Annotated in this window: 13 protein-coding genes and 1 tRNA gene; 4 read left to right on the top strand and 10 right to left on the bottom strand. The window is 31.5% G+C overall.

The window, feature by feature from the left end:
- Positions 1-94 precede the first annotated feature (94 nt).
- Positions 95-514: an rRNA maturation RNase YbeY gene (gene ybeY / locus EV144_RS10620; RefSeq protein WP_134148637.1), complete on the bottom strand. Its 420-nt coding sequence runs from the start codon at positions 512-514 to the stop codon at positions 95-97.
- A complete protein-coding gene (locus EV144_RS10615; protein ID WP_134148635.1) occupies positions 511-3,912 on the bottom strand; it encodes a DUF4175 family protein in 3,402 nt (1,133 codons plus the stop codon). Before EV144_RS10615 ends, ybeY begins: the two co-directional genes overlap by 4 nt.
- Positions 3,913-4,075: 163 nt before the next feature.
- On the opposite strand from EV144_RS10615, the gene gltX reads away from it, so the two are divergent.
- Both gltX and EV144_RS10605 read left to right on the top strand, forming a co-directional pair.
- Positions 4,076-5,581: a glutamate--tRNA ligase gene (gltX, locus tag EV144_RS10610; protein ID WP_134148627.1), complete on the top strand. Its 1,506-nt coding sequence runs from the start codon at positions 4,076-4,078 to the stop codon at positions 5,579-5,581.
- 229 nt (positions 5,582-5,810) lie between these two features.
- Positions 5,811-6,797: an SPFH domain-containing protein gene (locus tag EV144_RS10605; RefSeq protein ID WP_134148625.1), complete on the top strand. Its 987-nt coding sequence runs from the start codon at positions 5,811-5,813 to the stop codon at positions 6,795-6,797.
- A 25-nt stretch (positions 6,798-6,822) separates the two neighbouring features.
- Here EV144_RS10605 and EV144_RS10600 read toward each other — a convergent pair whose 3' ends face one another.
- The 5 genes from EV144_RS10600 to EV144_RS10580 form a co-directional block, all read right to left on the bottom strand.
- On the bottom strand, positions 6,823-7,077 hold the full coding sequence (locus EV144_RS10600; protein WP_134148624.1) for a DUF6327 family protein: 255 nt from the start codon (positions 7,075-7,077) through the stop codon (positions 6,823-6,825).
- Positions 7,078-7,080: 3 nt separating this feature from the next.
- The gene (locus EV144_RS10595; RefSeq protein WP_134148622.1) at positions 7,081-7,431 is read right to left on the bottom strand and encodes a competence protein; all 351 of its coding nucleotides are present in this window, start codon (positions 7,429-7,431) and stop codon (positions 7,081-7,083) included.
- Between the two features lie 116 nt (positions 7,432-7,547).
- On the bottom strand, positions 7,548-7,874 hold the full coding sequence (locus tag EV144_RS10590; RefSeq protein WP_134148620.1) for a YtxH domain-containing protein: 327 nt from the start codon (positions 7,872-7,874) through the stop codon (positions 7,548-7,550).
- A 91-nt stretch (positions 7,875-7,965) separates the two neighbouring features.
- Complete coding sequence (locus tag EV144_RS10585; RefSeq protein ID WP_134148618.1) at positions 7,966-8,445, bottom strand: hypothetical protein; 480 nt, start codon at positions 8,443-8,445, stop codon at positions 7,966-7,968.
- An 881-nt stretch (positions 8,446-9,326) separates the two neighbouring features.
- Positions 9,327-11,444, bottom strand: a complete 2,118-nt coding sequence (locus EV144_RS10580) for a glutamine--tRNA ligase/YqeY domain fusion protein (protein WP_134148616.1) — start codon at positions 11,442-11,444, stop codon at positions 9,327-9,329.
- A 107-nt stretch (positions 11,445-11,551) separates the two neighbouring features.
- Between EV144_RS10580 and folB the strand changes: the two genes are divergently transcribed.
- Together folB and EV144_RS24135 are read left to right on the top strand one after the other, a co-directional pair.
- Entirely contained in the window at positions 11,552-11,911 is a 360-nt protein-coding gene (folB, locus tag EV144_RS10575) for a dihydroneopterin aldolase (protein ID WP_134148615.1), read from the top strand.
- 94 nt (positions 11,912-12,005) lie between these two features.
- Positions 12,006-12,076: transfer RNA gene (locus EV144_RS24135), tRNA-Cys, on the top strand.
- A 311-nt stretch (positions 12,077-12,387) separates the two neighbouring features.
- Here the strand turns inward: EV144_RS24135 and EV144_RS10570 are convergent.
- Genes EV144_RS10570 through rnr form a run of 3 tightly spaced genes read right to left on the bottom strand, consistent with a single transcriptional unit; the run spans position 12,388 to position 15,956 of the window.
- A complete protein-coding gene (locus EV144_RS10570) occupies positions 12,388-13,068 on the bottom strand; it encodes a LysE family translocator (RefSeq protein ID WP_134148613.1) in 681 nt (226 codons plus the stop codon).
- A 14-nt stretch (positions 13,069-13,082) separates the two neighbouring features.
- Complete coding sequence (locus tag EV144_RS10565) at positions 13,083-13,751, bottom strand: head GIN domain-containing protein (protein ID WP_134148611.1); 669 nt, start codon at positions 13,749-13,751, stop codon at positions 13,083-13,085.
- Between the two features lie 24 nt (positions 13,752-13,775).
- Positions 13,776-15,956, bottom strand: a complete 2,181-nt coding sequence (gene rnr / locus EV144_RS10560) for a ribonuclease R (protein ID WP_134148609.1) — start codon at positions 15,954-15,956, stop codon at positions 13,776-13,778.
- Between the last annotated feature and the right edge of the window lie 14 nt (positions 15,957-15,970).

Here is a 15,970-nt window from a genome sequence, read left to right as displayed (position 1 = left end):
GTTCCACGTGGAACGTTTGATTAATTTGATTCGAAATTTAGAATTGTGTTTCACGTGGAACATGAATTCTAAACTTTAAAAAGAGATGTTTAAGTTATAGTTCCACGTGGAACATCGCTATTTTTTCATCTTCTTTGGAACGCATTAACTCTGCATCTTTATCTGTTTTATCTTTATATCCACAATAATGTAATATACCGTGAGCTAAAACGCGTTTCAATTCTTCATCAAAAGAAACATTAAAATCCTTTGCATTGTCTTCTACTCTTTCTACAGAAACAAAAATATCTCCGTTTAATTCGTTTCCAACTGTATAATCAAAACTGATAATATCTGTTAATGTATCGTGATCAAGATATTCAACATTGATCTTATGAAGATATTCATCATCACAAAAAATGTAATTTATCTCTCCTTCGTTTTTCTTTTCAGAAACAATTACAGCACTCAACCAATCAGTAAAGGCTTCTTCGTTTTCTAAATTAAAATCTGTTTCGTAATTAAAATTGATCATTTTGTATTAAAATATTCTTGAACCTTTTGGTTAAAATTTGAGCGCAAAGGTAGCGATTGTCTATTTAAAATTTCTACACTATTTAAATAATCTAATAATGAGCTTGGTAATGCGTTTGTTCTGTTTGTAAATTCAGTCTTATTTGTTTCAGATTGACGCTTCGTATCCTGACCTTGTTGCTGAACTGCATTGTTCAATTTTAATAATTCTTGTTGGATATTTAAGATCCTTTGCAAGTTCTCATTCTTAAATCCTTTATTCAAAATTTGCTTTTCAGATTGTTTCATTTGTTCGATGACAGATCTTCCTTGAGAATCTAATCCTTTTTTAGCTAACTCTTTTTGCAACTCTTCACGAAGTTTAACCTGCTCTTTGTAAATCTCCATTATCTTTTCAGCATCTCCTTCTCCATCTTCACCTTCTTTATTATCCTTATCTCCTTTTCCGTTTTTACCATCTTTACCAGATTGTCCGTCTTTGCCTTGTCCATCTTTACCTTGACCATTTTGAGATTGTCCTGATTTTCCACCTTGACCTTGACCTGGTTTTTCTCCGGGTTTATCACCTGGCTTATCTCCCGGTTTCTCACCTTGCTTCATTCCCTCTTTCATTTTATCAGCAAGTCCTTTTTGTTTTTGAATAATATCCGGTAATTGCATTCCTTGTCCGTCTCCCGGTTTTGGTTTTCCTGTTCCCGGTTTTGACATAGACATTTGCATGTTGTTTAATAAATCACTCAAAAAGTCGGCTAATTTATTTGCAGATGAAACAGCATATTGTTGGTGCGAAACTCCTTTTGGAACCTGAACGTCTGTCAAAGATTCAATCGCTTTGTCTACATTATATTGTACGTTTCCAATTTCCTTCGTTACATCTTCAGCTACTTTTGGGTTTCTTAAAGACAAAGCAAACAAACTATCATCAACATGTTTGAACTGTTGTTTTAGATTTTGTTGTACTTTTATATTCTTCGTATATATAGAAGAACCCAGTTTCATAGATTTAAATTGTTTCATTACATCTTCCTGAGTTAATGAATATGCCAGAAGATTATCCAAAACCTGACGAAGCATTGCAACGTCTTCTTCTAATTGTTCCTGCTCTCCACCTTCCATACCCGCATCCATTTGTTGCGCCATACTCTTCATTTTCTTAGAAGCACTTTTCTGTTTTTGCTTTGCCGAAGAAGCATTCTTTTTGTTCAATTCATCAGATGCTTTTTGCAAATCATCTTTCAAATCTTTTTCTTTAGAAGCATCAGAAGGAATATCTAAAGGAGATTTTAATGTTTTATTCTCCTCTTTTAAGTCTTTTAAATCTTCCTGAATTTTATCAAAAGCTTTATTGATATCTTCTTGTTTGTCCTGAGTATTTTCTTTTTCTTTATTAGAAAGCTCTTCTTGCTTTTCTGCCAGTTTATTTAATTTCTCTGCAACTTGTCCAGCTTTCTTTTCTACATAAAAACGCTTGGTCAATTCAACTAATTGTTCTAAATTTCTGGATTGATTTTTACTGATTTGTTTGAACTTTTCCATTTTATCAAACAACTCTTCGCTGTTTAATTTATCATTTAGGTTCTTCAGTTCGTCTAATAATTTTTGATTTTTCTCTAAATCTTTATCGGCATTCTCTAAACGCTTTTGTAAATCTTCTGCTGTTTTATCCTTTTTATCGTCTTTGAATTTATCTAAATTCTTGTTCATTTTCTCAGCAAACTGTTTCATCATTTCGTCTTGTTGTTTCTGACGTTTGATAAAATCATTAATCTTTTGCTGATCTTTAAACTCTAAATTATCTTTTTCTTTTCCTGTATTTTGGATCTTATCCATTTCAGAAATTTGCTTAGTTTGGTTCTTTAATGATTTAGATAAACTGTTTATGTTTTGATTTTGCTGTTGCAATTCTAAATCATGAACTTCGTCTGTTGTAGAAACTCTGTCTGAAAATGTAGAAGACTTTGTACTCTTAAAACCATGTGGTGCATCGTTATCAAAAACTTCAAAATAGTATTCATAAGACACTCCTTCTTCTACCTGCAAATTACTTGGGAAAGAAAAAACGAACTGATCAAACACAGCTTGCTTTACCGGAATGGTTCCACGCTTTGCAGTTTGCGGTTTGTTGCGCTCATAGAAAACTACTTGTAATTTTGATAATCCGTAATCATCACCTAATCTTCCTAAGACATAATTTTTATCTAATTTCAAACTGTCCGGAGCTGGTGCAACCGTAATTGTTGGATGTTGATCTTTAATAACAGACAGCTGATAATCCAGTTTTTCGTAATTTTTAACCTTATTATTAGAAGTAAGAATTTGATATTCTGTATTTTGAGCAATATTTTTACTCAATTTAAACTCATTTTCGGCTTTATTAAACTTTAAAGTTGCGTTTTCATCCTTCCAAACAATCTCCTGAGTCGACTGCGTATTCATTTTCCAAGTCACTAAAGTACCTTCAGGAACGATTGCATTACCAGTTCCCTGAATAGTTTCTGATTTCTTTTTTAGGTATGAAGGAAAATTCAAAACCATTTCGAAGTTGGCAATTGATGGAACGGTGATTACTTTTAATTCGTATTCTTCAGATGAAACTGAATTTCCTTCAAAAGAAAAAGAAACATTTTCAACTGGTTTTTCAATCTTGAATTCAAACTTTCCTGGCTGAGAAGATTCCATAAAATAACTTTCATCACCAATATGGATCATTACATTTTCGGGAACAACGTTTCCTATTGATTCCATTTTTACAACAAAATCTTTGTTCTGTTCTGTTTGTAAATTTGAATTCAGAACTACAAATTTGAAAGGCGCCGGAGGTAAAAATGTAGCATTAAAATGCACTACTCTATTTAAACTTTGAGAAATAATATTGCTGTTTCCTGAAATATAAAACACGGCAAAAAGCAAAATTGGAATTAATGCTAATGGTAAATATTTTCTATTTGAATTAAAATTGATTGCATTTCCAAACGGAATTGGTTGCAGTGAATTTGCTTTTTGTTCTATCGAAGCCAACATTAATTCTGAACTTTCTGCTGAATCCTCAGAAGCCGAAAGCTGTAAAAAGTTCGTTAGTTTATCACTTACTTCTGTAAAATGATTTCCGATAATTGCCGAAGCCTGGTTATAATCGATTCCTTTTTGAAGTTTGAATAACTTAAAAATCGGAAATAAAATAAAACGGAACAAAAGGAAAACTTCTACTCCAATAAAAAGCCAGAATAAAAGTGTTCTTCCGAGAGGTTTTAACCAAAGGAAATACTCAATAAAAAGCGTAAACAAAAAATACAAAAGTCCAAAACCGGTAAAAAGAAGTATTCCTTTTATAAGTTCATTCGTGTAATATTTTTTAATAAAAGCTTCTAGCTTCGCGTATATGGCAGACGTTGTTTTCAAAATGAATCTGTTTGATTTATAACCTATAAAAGTAGTAATTTTAATTAGATAATGATCAATTAGAAAATTAGTCAATTAAGCTAGAAACAAGCCATTATCTAATTATCTTCATTTTCAAATTATCTAATTATGAGTTGTATCTTTGCATCAAAATTTATACAAAATGTCAAAGCAAGTTCGTGTGCGTTTTGCACCAAGTCCAACAGGACCTTTACATATTGGCGGCGTTCGTACTGCCCTATTTAATTATTTATTTGCCAAGAAAAACAATGGCGTTTTTTATCTGAGAATTGAAGATACAGATCAGACACGTTTTGTTCCCGGAGCTGAAGCTTATATTATGGAAGCTTTGGAATGGTTAGGAATTGCTCCTGAAGAAACGGTTGGAAAGAATGAAAAATTTGGTCCGTACAGACAAAGTGATCGTAAAGAATTATACCAACAATATGCAGATCAGCTGATCAATTCTGGTTGGGCGTATTATGCTTTTGATACTCCGGAAGCGCTTGATGCTTTGAGAAAAGAACAAGAAGCAGAAGGAAAAACATTTATTTACAATCATACAAACCGTGAAAAATTGCAAACTTCTTTGGTAATTTCTGCTGATGAAGTTTCTAAAAGAATTGCAAATGGAGAACATTATGTTATCCGTTTTAAAACTCCGGTTGACGAAACTTTACATTTAAAAGACATCATTCGTGGAGACGTAAAGTTTGAAACGAATCTTCTTGACGATAAAGTTTTATTTAAAAGTGACGGAATGCCAACGTATCATTTGGCTAATATTGTGGATGATCATTTGATGGAAACTTCACATGTTATTCGTGGTGAAGAATGGTTGCCATCTATGCCTCTTCACGTTTTATTGTACAGAGCTTTTGGTTGGGATGCTCCGGAATTTGCACATTTACCTTTGATTTTAAAACCAATTGGAAACGGAAAATTATCTAAAAGAGATGGTGATAAATTAGGATTTCCTGTGTTTCCGCTAGAATGGAAAACGGAAGAAGGCGTTTCATCTGGTTACAGAGAGAAAGGATTTTTCCCGGAAGCGGTTATTAATTTCCTTGCCTTACTTGGTTGGAATGACGGAACGGATAAAGAATTATTTTCTCTAGAAGAATTAGTAGAAGCTTTTGACTTAAACCGAGTGCATAAATCGGGAGCAAAATTTGATCCGGAGAAAAACAAATGGTTCAATCACCAATATTTAATCAAACAAAATGATGCTGATTTAGCGAAAGACTTCACTCCTATTTTAGTAGAAAAAGGTGTTGATGTTTCGAAATTTGATGTAACAAGAATTGTTTCTCTTATAAAAGAACGTGCTCATTTTGTTTCTGAATTTTGGGATTTGACTGATTTCTTTTTCCAGGCGCCAACATCTTATGATGAAAAAGCAAGCAAAAACTGGAAGGAAGAAACCCCGGCTTTAATGCAGGAATTGATTTCAACTTTGGAATATATTGATGGTTTTGACTCAGCAAATATCGAAGCAATCGTAAAAGATTGGTTAACTAAAAATGAAATCGGAATGGGTAAAGTGATGCAACCTTTCCGTCTAAGTTTGGTTGGAGCTTTGAAAGGTCCTCACCTATTTGACATTGTAGAAATCATCGGAAAAGAAGAAACTATTTCGAGAATTCAGAAAGCAATTGCTACACTATAAAATTTTACCATTAAGATATTAAAAAAATTAAGCTATACTTGATGGTAAAAAAATAGAAAAACTTTAAGTTCATAAAACTAAGCTTAAATCACTTAATACCTTAATGGTAAAAAAATATCAAACGCTAGGAACATTACAAATGTTCTTAGCGTTTTTTTTATGATTTAGAAATTTATTTTTAGAAGAATATTCGTAATTTACGGGCTCATAAAAACTAAATTTTATAACCATGGGTACAGCATTTATTATCTTATTAGTATTAGCATTCTTCATTTTGATGTCTTCTTTCTTCACTGTGAAACAACAAACAAGTGTTATTGTAGAACGTTTTGGAAAATTTACAAGCGTTAGAAATTCGGGTTTACAATTAAAAATTCCAATAATTGATAGAATTGCTGGACGAGTTAATCTAAAAATTCAACAATTAGATGTTCTTATAGAAACACAAACTAAAGACAATGTCTTTATTAAAATGAAAGTTTCTGTTCAGTTTAAAGTAATACAAGAACATGTATATGAAGCTTTTTACAAACTAGAATATCCACATGATCAGATTACTGCTTATGTATTTGACGTTGTTCGTGCCGAGGTTCCTAAGTTAATTTTGGATGATGTGTTTGTTCGTAAAGATGATATTGCAATTGCTGTAAAAAGAGAATTGAATGAAGCTATGACAACGTACGGTTACGATATCATCAATACTCTTGTAACAGATATTGATCCTGATATTCAGGTAAAAAATGCAATGAACCGTATCAATGCGGCCGAAAGAGAAAAAACAGCGGCAATGTTTGAATCTGAAGCACAACGAATTAGAATTGTAGCTAAAGCAAAAGCGGAAGCCGAAAGTAAAAAACTTCAGGGTCAAGGTATTGCAGATCAACGTAGAGAAATTGCACGTGGATTGGTAGAAAGTGTTGAAGTTTTAAATCATGTTGGAATTAATTCGCAAGAAGCATCAGCATTAATCGTAATTACACAACATTATGATACGCTACAAGCTATTGGAGCTGATACTAATTCTAATTTGATATTATTACCAAACTCTCCACAGGCAGCAAGTGATATGCTAAACAGTATGGTAACTAGTTTTTCAGCTTCAAATATTATTGGAGAAGAAATGAAAAGACAACCTAGAAAAGTTAAAAAAACAGACAATACGGACATAAACTATAATCCATCAGATACTTCAGAGCCAACAGAAACGGCACAATAATAAATATCAAAAACAAAAAAGAGGCTTAACTGCCTCTTTTTTTATTTATAAACCAATTGATTGCAAAGGGCAAAACCGATTGTAAAATGCTTCCATAAGAATTTGAAAAGTAATCTTTGAACGAAGAAAAAATCCCACCCAAAACATTTTCAGGCGTAATACTTTCTTTCGTTTTCTGAAAACTCAAAACCATTTTCTGATAATTGATCTCTCTTTCTAGTTTTAAAATTTCAAGATCTTTTTCAATTTCAGCATACGATGAGTATTTTTTTACTTCCATAAATTAATCGTTAAAAAAGATTTCTGAAAATTTCTCTAAAATAGGACCTTCCACAACTTTATCTTTTATCAGAAAAAGTAAAATTGTAAACAAAAGATAGATCCCTCCTACTGCCAAAAATCCGAGTGCATTACTTCCAAATAAAGAACCAAAAGCATACGCAGCCGCAAAAGATCCGAAAATCATAACCATGCTGAAACATAATAAAATCAAAGTAAACTTAAATATTAAAGTCGTTGATTTCATTGCAACTTTAAAACCCCAGAGTTTATAATAAGCTAAGTTACTATCAATGTAAGCTTTAGTGCTTTCCTGAATATTCTCTGTATTTTCTTTTAATTCTTCAAAAGCCATATTTAAATTTTTAATTAAAAAAAGAAGCACAAAATGCACAACTAAATAATCATTTTTTATCCACTTTAATAAATAAAAACAACTAAAAAATCAATTGCATTTGTGCTTCCAATATATTATTTCTGAAGTTTAGCATTTTGGGCTTTTAATTCAGCCAGTTTTTTTTCTAAAAAAGAAATTACTTCTTCCGTTTTATGACTTACATTCGACAGTAAATCATTCAAAGTTCCATCAAGATTTTTTGTTGCACCTGTAAATTTTTCACGAAGCACTTCAGAACTTGCGTCATAAGAATCTTTAATATTATGTGCCGCATCATCAATTCCTTCCTTCAATTTAGCTCTCGTTTTAGAACCTTTATCTGGAGCAAATAAAATTCCGATGGCTGCTCCTGCCGCTGCTGCTGCTAAAATTGCTGCCGCTGTATTTAAGTTTTTAGACATGATATTTAAATTTAAATGATTAATAAAGGTACTCAATTTTCAAAATACAAATTGTTATTAAATTGATATTTATCAAAAATTAACAATACAATTAATACACATAAGCAACCGCTTCGTATTTACCATCAGATTTTTCAACAATGCTTACAAACGGATAACCATTTGATGCAGACTGCGTTTTGATTCTCATAGCAGTTTGGTTTTGATTTGCAATTGGCGGTTCGCCTTTTGTCCTGGTCGAAACTCCGGAAAAATTAGCGGCCTGTTTCAGCCCTATTGTCTTTTCCTGAGGCAGAACTGTTACCATTTTGTAATCGTCTTTTGAATCTACAATTATTTTGTCGGAGATTTTCTGAGTTTTGTTGGTCTGTTTATTAGTGATTTTAGAAATAGCATATTTACTGATTTTCATTTCTTCTGAACTTCCATTCAAAGAATAATAAACTAAACCATTTTCGTTTTTAATAAAATTCACATCTAACTCTTCTCCATTGTGTTTTGTAATTTGATGTGTTTGAGAAATTGCAATATTTGCAAATAATAAGGACAGCGTAAAATATAAAATTTTCATGATTTCTATTTTTTTAAGATTTAAATGAATGTCAGCCGAAAATCTAAAAATTAAAAATAACGCTAAATCAATCTCATGTAATTTTGAAAATTATGAATCTATTCTGAAAAATACCTTTTACGCGAAATATTATCAAATACAGATCACAATGAAAATCGGGACATAAAATTGTTTTTTAAGAATTCTGTTCTGAATATGCATCAAACAAAAATGTAAATTTTAAAATTTTGAATACAACTCAATTTTGAATCTGTTGGAAATCTAAATTTTTAAAATCTTCGCTGACTTTTGGTGTAGTCATAAAAATAGCAACTTTATAAACAATTGTATGTTAATAACCCGTTAAACTAAGAAAAATAACGCCTAAAACTTAAATAAAGCTTCTAAATCAACAATTATTCAAATAATGATTAATGTGATGGAAGAAATTAAAAATTGCCTTAGATTTAATTTATGAAGTTCAATTTTAATCTAAATAAATTATATTATTTTAAAATATAATAGTTTTTATAAATAATAAATTTAAACGTTTAAATTATTATTTGTAATAAATAAAATTGATATTTAATATTGAGTAGGTTTTTTGAGTTTGAATTCACAATTAAAATGAAAATCAATTCTGATTTTCAACTTTATCAACAATCCAATGTTGATAAGCCTTAAATAGGTCTAAAATTGAAGCTAAAACTAAAATAAAGCTTACTATTTAAAGATTTTTACAAAGATGATAAATGAATCGAAAGTATTTAAAAAACGTCTTAGAATCAATTTATGAAGGTTAGTTTTGATCTACTAAAATTATAAATTTTTAAATTTCAATAGAAAAACTAAATAATAAAAAAAAGCGCTTATAAAAGCGCTTTTCATAAATTATATTGATATTACTTCTTCACCATTTCAGAAAGAATTTCAATTTCTCTTTCCGATGCATTTTTTGGTGGATTTGAATATGCTTTTAAAATCTCATCATCAAATTGATTTCTCAAATCTGAATTTTCAATATCTCTCAAATTCAAAAGTGCTTTCGATCTTACATAAGTAGATTCACTTCTCAGAGACATTGTATATAATTTTTTAATATCGTCTTCTTCAAAATCCGAAGATTTCCAGTTTGAATATTTCAATAAAAATTGAGAAAACAAAAGTGAAGCCTTATTATTGTTGATATTCTTCTTTAATGAATTTTGTAATAAAGAAAAACTGGAAACATTTTTGATGCTCTCCCCTATTGCGCTTTCAATTGCAATACGTTCTGGTTTTGTCTCAACTTTAAAATATTTATTGATATCTTTTAAAGAATTATTGATGCTGTTTTCTTCTTTTTTACCTTTTTCTTCCCAGGCATCTTTTAATCCAACAGTTTTGTTAAATACTAATTTTGAAGCAGTTGAGTCTTTATCAACAGTAAAATAACCCAAACGTTGAAATTGGAATTTGTCTTCATTTTGAGCTGTTGATAAACTTGGTTCAACAAATCCTTTTACAATTTCTAATGAATTTGGATTCACAAAATCTAAGAAGTTTTTGTCTTTATAACTGTCTGGAGCTTCATCTGTAAACAAACGATCGTACAAACGAACTTCTGCTTCTACAGCATGTTGAATAGAGACCCAATGTAGAGTTCCAGACACTTTTCTCTGACTTGCTTCTGTACCGCTTCCGCTTAAAGAATCAGTGTCATAAGTTACGTGAATTTCAGTAATATTTCCTTCTGAATCTTTTATAACAGATTCTCCTTTAATGATATACGCATTTTTAAGACGCACTTCTTTTCCTAAAGTCAAACGGAAATATTTTGCCGGAGCATCTTCTAAAAAGTCTTCTCTTTCGATATATAATTCTCTAGAAAAAGGTACTTTTCTGAAACCAGCACTTTCATCTTCCTGATTATTTTCGGCTTCAAGCCACTCCTCTTTTCCTTCAGGATAATTTGTAATTACTAGTTTTACAGGATCTAAAACCGCCATTACACGAGGTGCAATTTTGTTTAAATCTTCACGAATACAGAATTCTAAAACCGATACATTAATCAAATTATCACGTTTTGCAATACCAATTGTATTGGCAAAATTACGCAAAGAAGTTGCTGTATAACCACGTCTTCTTAATCCGGAAATTGTTGACATTCTTGGATCATCCCAACCGTTAACATGCTTTTCTTTAACTAGTTGCTGTAATTTTCTTTTACTAACAACGGTATGTGATAAATTACGTCTTGCAAATTCTCTTTGCTTCGGGCGTAGTTTATTTTCGTCTAAAATCTGATCTAAAAACCAATCGTAAAGTTCACGGTGAGGCAAGAATTCAAGTGTACAAAATGAGTGTGAAATCTCTTCTAAATAATCACTTTGTCCGTGTGCCCAATCGTACATTGGATAAATTTTCCAGGTATCTCCTGTTCTATGATGATGTTTATGCAAAATCCTGTACATGATAGGATCACGCATCAACATATTAGTAGATTTCATATCAATTTTTGCACGAAGAATATGAGTCCCGGCTTCAAATTCACCGTTTTTCATTCTTTCGAAAAGGTCTAAATTTTCTTCGACAGAACGATTTCTAAACGGACTGTCAACACCTTCTGTAGATGGAGTTCCTTTTTGAATCGCCATATCTTCAGACGATTGACTGTCAACATAGGCTTTATCTTTTTTAATTAATAAAACTGCCCAGTCATACAATTGTTGAAAATAATCTGAAGCATAACGCTCTTCAGACCATTTGTAGCCTAACCATTCTACATCTTTTTTGATAGCATCAACAAATTCCTGTTCTTCTTTTTCTGGATTAGTATCGTCAAAACGTAAGTTTACAGGCGACTGATAATCAAGTCCTAAACCAAAATTTAACGCAATAGAACTTGCGTGCCCAATGTGTAAATATCCATTAGGTTCTGGTGGAAAACGAAAGCGAAGTTTAGTATTTGAAAGACCTAATTTTACGTCTTCCTCTATGATTTGTTCAATAAAATTGAGTGATTTCTCTTCTGATGCCATTATTTTATAGTAATTTTAGCAAAGATAAAAAAAAGGTTTCAGGTTTCAGGTTTAAAGTTACTTAAGTGGCGGAAAACCTGAAACTTTAAACTTGAAACAATAATAAAATGGGAGTTATAAAATTAAAAAACATTAGAACTTTTTCTTACCACGGATGTTTAATCGAAGAAGGAAAAATAGGTTCTGATTACACAGTTGACTTAAAAATTAAAACTGATTTACAAAAATCTGCAGATACAGATCATCTTTTAGACACGGTAGATTATGTTCATTTGAATAAAATTGTGGCTGAAGAAATGGCAATTCGTTCGCATTTATTAGAGCATGTTGCTAAAAGAATCAATAATCGTGTGTTGGCAGAGATAAATTCGGTAACAAAAACTACAGTTTGGGTTTCTAAAATAAATCCTCCTATTGGTGGTGATGTAGAATCAGTTACGATAAAAATGACGGAAATTAGAAAGTAATTTTCTAAAACAAAAACCTAAATTTTTAAAATACTTCATTTTAAAGTTTTGAATTTTAAAGATTTTAGTTACTTTTGCCATCCGTTCAAGTAATGGCGTCGTGGCCGAGCGGCTAGGCTGGGCTCTGCAAAAGCTCCTACTCCGGTTCGAATCCGGACGATGCCTCTAAAACCTCTAAAGAAATTTAGAGGTTTTTTTGTGGTTAATTTTTAGAAAAAATTAGATAAAGATTATGTTCGAATCCGGAAGAGGCTTCTAAAACCTTCAAAGCAATTTGAAGGTTTTTTTGTGCCTTGTTGTCATTGCGAGGAACGAAGCAATCTCACTAAGAATATCAAACATTTTTAAATCATTGTAGTAAGATTGCTTCGTTCCTCGCAATGACAAACAACACTTATAATCATAAAAAAACCTCTCAATTGAGAGGTTTAATATTATAAAAGTAAAAGTTTATTCACAGTATATTTTTAAGTTAATTACTTTTTCTCAATTCTTTCAAAAGCATTTTTGACCATTTCTTTTTCTTTCGGAAACCATCCCTGCGTTATTAACACCACTCCAAAAATCATTAAAACAACACTAATTACTTTTTTAATTTTTAGAATGTTATTTGGCGTTAGTTTCGATTTTAATTGTTTGGCTAATAGAATTTTAATACAATCAACCAACAAATAAGTAATGATAACCGATGCAAAAAATGTAAACATTCTAGCGTTTTCCATTTCTAATTTTGGCCCTACAGAAATAATAACTGCCAGCCAAAAACCAAGAACTCCAATGTTGATAACGTTTAAGATAAAGCCTTTTATAAACAAACTACCGTAGTTTCTTTTTATAATATCGCGGTCAATTTCTTCGTCATCCATTTTTTCATCATTCTTTAATTTTACAAAAGAAATGATTCCATAAGCAAGCATAATGATTCCTCCGAAAATAAATAATGCCGGTTTATCTTTTAAGCTTTGAATAAGTCTGTAACTTCCTAAATAAGCTATTCCTATAAAAAAAATATCACCTAATACTACTCCCAAATCAAAAGCCATAGCAGCTCTAAATCCTTTGGTAATACTGGTTTCAATTAGTATAAAAAATACCGGGCCTACCATAAAACTTAGAAAAAGTCCCCATGGCAGCCCAGTTAAAATATCATTTATCATTCAAATACAATTAGTTACTTTACCTCTTCGATTTTACCTCCTAAAACCGTTTTCTGATTAATTTGTTTTGGTTTTCCGTAAATGTAAATAGAGCCTCCTGCGCTTACTTTTGCGTCTACTAAGGTCGAAGCATTCACATCTGCTTTTCCGCCCGCAGAAACGCTTACTTTCGTTTGAGACGTAGCTAATTTACTTGCCAGAAGATATCCTCCTGCACCTAAACCTGCATCTTGATTAGAAGCTTTACCAGACAATGTGATTTCTCCGCCAGAAACTGAACTTACATTTATTTTATCAACATCCAAATCTACATTAATTTTTCCGCCTTCTTGTGCGCTTACTTTAAAAACTGTTGCTTTTATAGTTTCGTTACTCGTTACTGAAGCACCTTCATTTACATCAATTAGCTCTAAACGTTTGTAATACAAAGTAACTTCAAGATCGTTTCCTGATAAAAGTTTTGGAAAAGGCATTCTTAATTTTAAAACACCATTTTTATTTACAGCTTCTAATTCAGCTTCCCTTGCTCCCTTTATAACAATCTTGTTTTCAGAAGAAGGAACTAATTTTACACTCAATTTATCGTAAACTTTAACGGTATCAAAATCTCCTAAATTTTTGGTAACCTGTGCAAAAGACATTTGTGCAACTAATATTGCAGCACCTATAATTAATTTTTTCATGTTTCTTTTTTTTAAATTTAACAACTATTCTGCTCTTCGTAAAAAATGAAAATCTAATTGTTTTTTAACTAAATCGGCATTTTTTACTTTAACGTAAATTTCATCTCCTAATTGTAAAATACTGTTTGATGTTGCCCCCACCAAGGCATATTGTTTTTCATCAAAAGTATAATAATCGTCTTTTATCTCTCTGATTCTAACCATACCTTCGCATTTGTTAGAAACAATTTCAACATAAATTCCCCATTCGGTAACACCAGAAATAACACCAAGAAATTCTTCATCCTGATGATCCTGCATGTATTTAACCTGCATGTATTTAATACTATCACGTTCGGCATTTGTGGCTAAACTTTCCATGTTGGAACAATGCAAAGATTTAGTTTCGTATGTTTCTTCGTCTACAGAAGCACCTCCATCAAGATAATGTTGTAACAAACGATGTACCATAACGTCTGGATAACGACGAATTGGCGAAGTAAAATGGCTGTAATAATCAAAAGCTAAACCATAATGACCAATATTATCTGTAGAATATTTGGCTTTACTCATACTTCTAATAGCAAGAGTATCAATTAAGTTTTGTTCTTTTTTACCGTTTACTTCTTCCATCAAAGCATTTAATGATTTCGAAATATTGCCTTTATCTCTAAAGTCAATTTTATAACCAAACTTTGCAATTACAGTTTGCATTGCAATCAATTTATCTTCGTTTGGTTCATCGTGAATCCTGTAAACAAAGGTTTTCTTTTGTTTTCCAATGTATTCAGCCACTTTTCTGTTGGCTAAAAGCATGAATTCTTCGATAAGATGATTGGCATCTTTAGAAACTTTAAAATAAACGCCTTCTGGTTCACCTTCTGCATCTAAGTTGAATTTTACTTCGACTTTATCAAAAGAAATAGCACCATTCTGCATTCTTTTCTTTCTTAAAATTTTGGCTAATTCATCTAGTTTTAAAGTAGCTTGAACAATTTCATCAGCGACAACATAAGATTCACCTGTTATCGAAATATCAATTGGAATTGTATTGTCTTTTGTTTCAATAATATATTGTGCTTCTTCATAAGCAAAACGCTGATCTGAATAAATTACCGTTCTACCAAACCATTGGTTAATAACTTGTGCGGTTGGAGAAACTTCAAATACAGCAGAGAAAGTATATTTTTCTTCATGCGGACGAAGTGAACAAGCAAAGTTGGACAAAACTTCAGGTAGCATTGGCACTACTCTATCGACCAAATAAACTGAAGTTGCTCTTTGATATGCTTCATCATCCAAAATTGTTCCTTCTTCCAAATAATACGAAACATCGGCAATGTGAATTCCGATTTCGTAATTTCCGTTTTCTAACTTTTTGAAAGACAGAGCATCATCAAAATCTTTTGCATCTTTTGGATCTATCGTATACGTTAATGTATCACGCATATCGCGACGTTTTGCAATCTCAGCTTCCTGAATTGAAGTATCAATCTTTTGTGCATAAACCTCTACTTCTACCGGAAAATCGGATGGCAAACCGTATTCAGCCAAAATAGCATGAATTTCTGTATTATGTTCTCCAGGTTTTCCTAAAACTTTAATCACAGATCCAAATGGAGAATCAGCTCTCTTTGGCCAATCTTCAATTGTTACTAAAACAACATCTCCGTTTTCTGCCTCTCCTATTTTGTCTTTCGGAATAAAAATATCCGTGTACATTTTAGGATTTGCAGTAGAAACAAAAGCAAAATTGGCCTGAATGTCAATAACTCCAACAAACTCTGTTTTATTTCTTTCTACAACTTCAATTACTTCACCTTCAGGTCTTTTTCCTTTTCTTCGGTTATAAACGTAAACTTTTACTTTGTCTTTATCCAGCGCACGATTCAAATTATTGGTCGGAATAAAAACGTCTTCTGCAAAATCGGGACAAATAAAATAAGCAGTTTTACGGCTTGTCATATCTATTGTTCCTTCGTAATAATCCTGACTTTCTGCTTTTACTAAATATTTACCAGGTTCAGATTCTATAATTTTTTTGGACGAAGCCAGAATTTTTAAATCTTTTATAATCTGGTTTCTGCTTTTTGTATCGTCTAGTTCAAGCTTTGCTGCTATTTGTTTGTAATTAAATACTTTATTAGGGCTTTGCGATAAAATCTTTACAATTTTGCTTGAGAAATCCTTCTCATTTTTTATCGGCTTTCTAATTTTCTTACTCATATATCTTTTCTTAT

The sequence above is a fragment of the Flavobacterium sp. 270 genome (assembly GCF_004368785.1).
GTDB lineage: Bacteria > Bacteroidota > Bacteroidia > Flavobacteriales > Flavobacteriaceae > Flavobacterium.
Note: the sequence above shows the minus strand (reverse complement) of the source record. Positions and strands in the feature narration are given on the sequence as shown.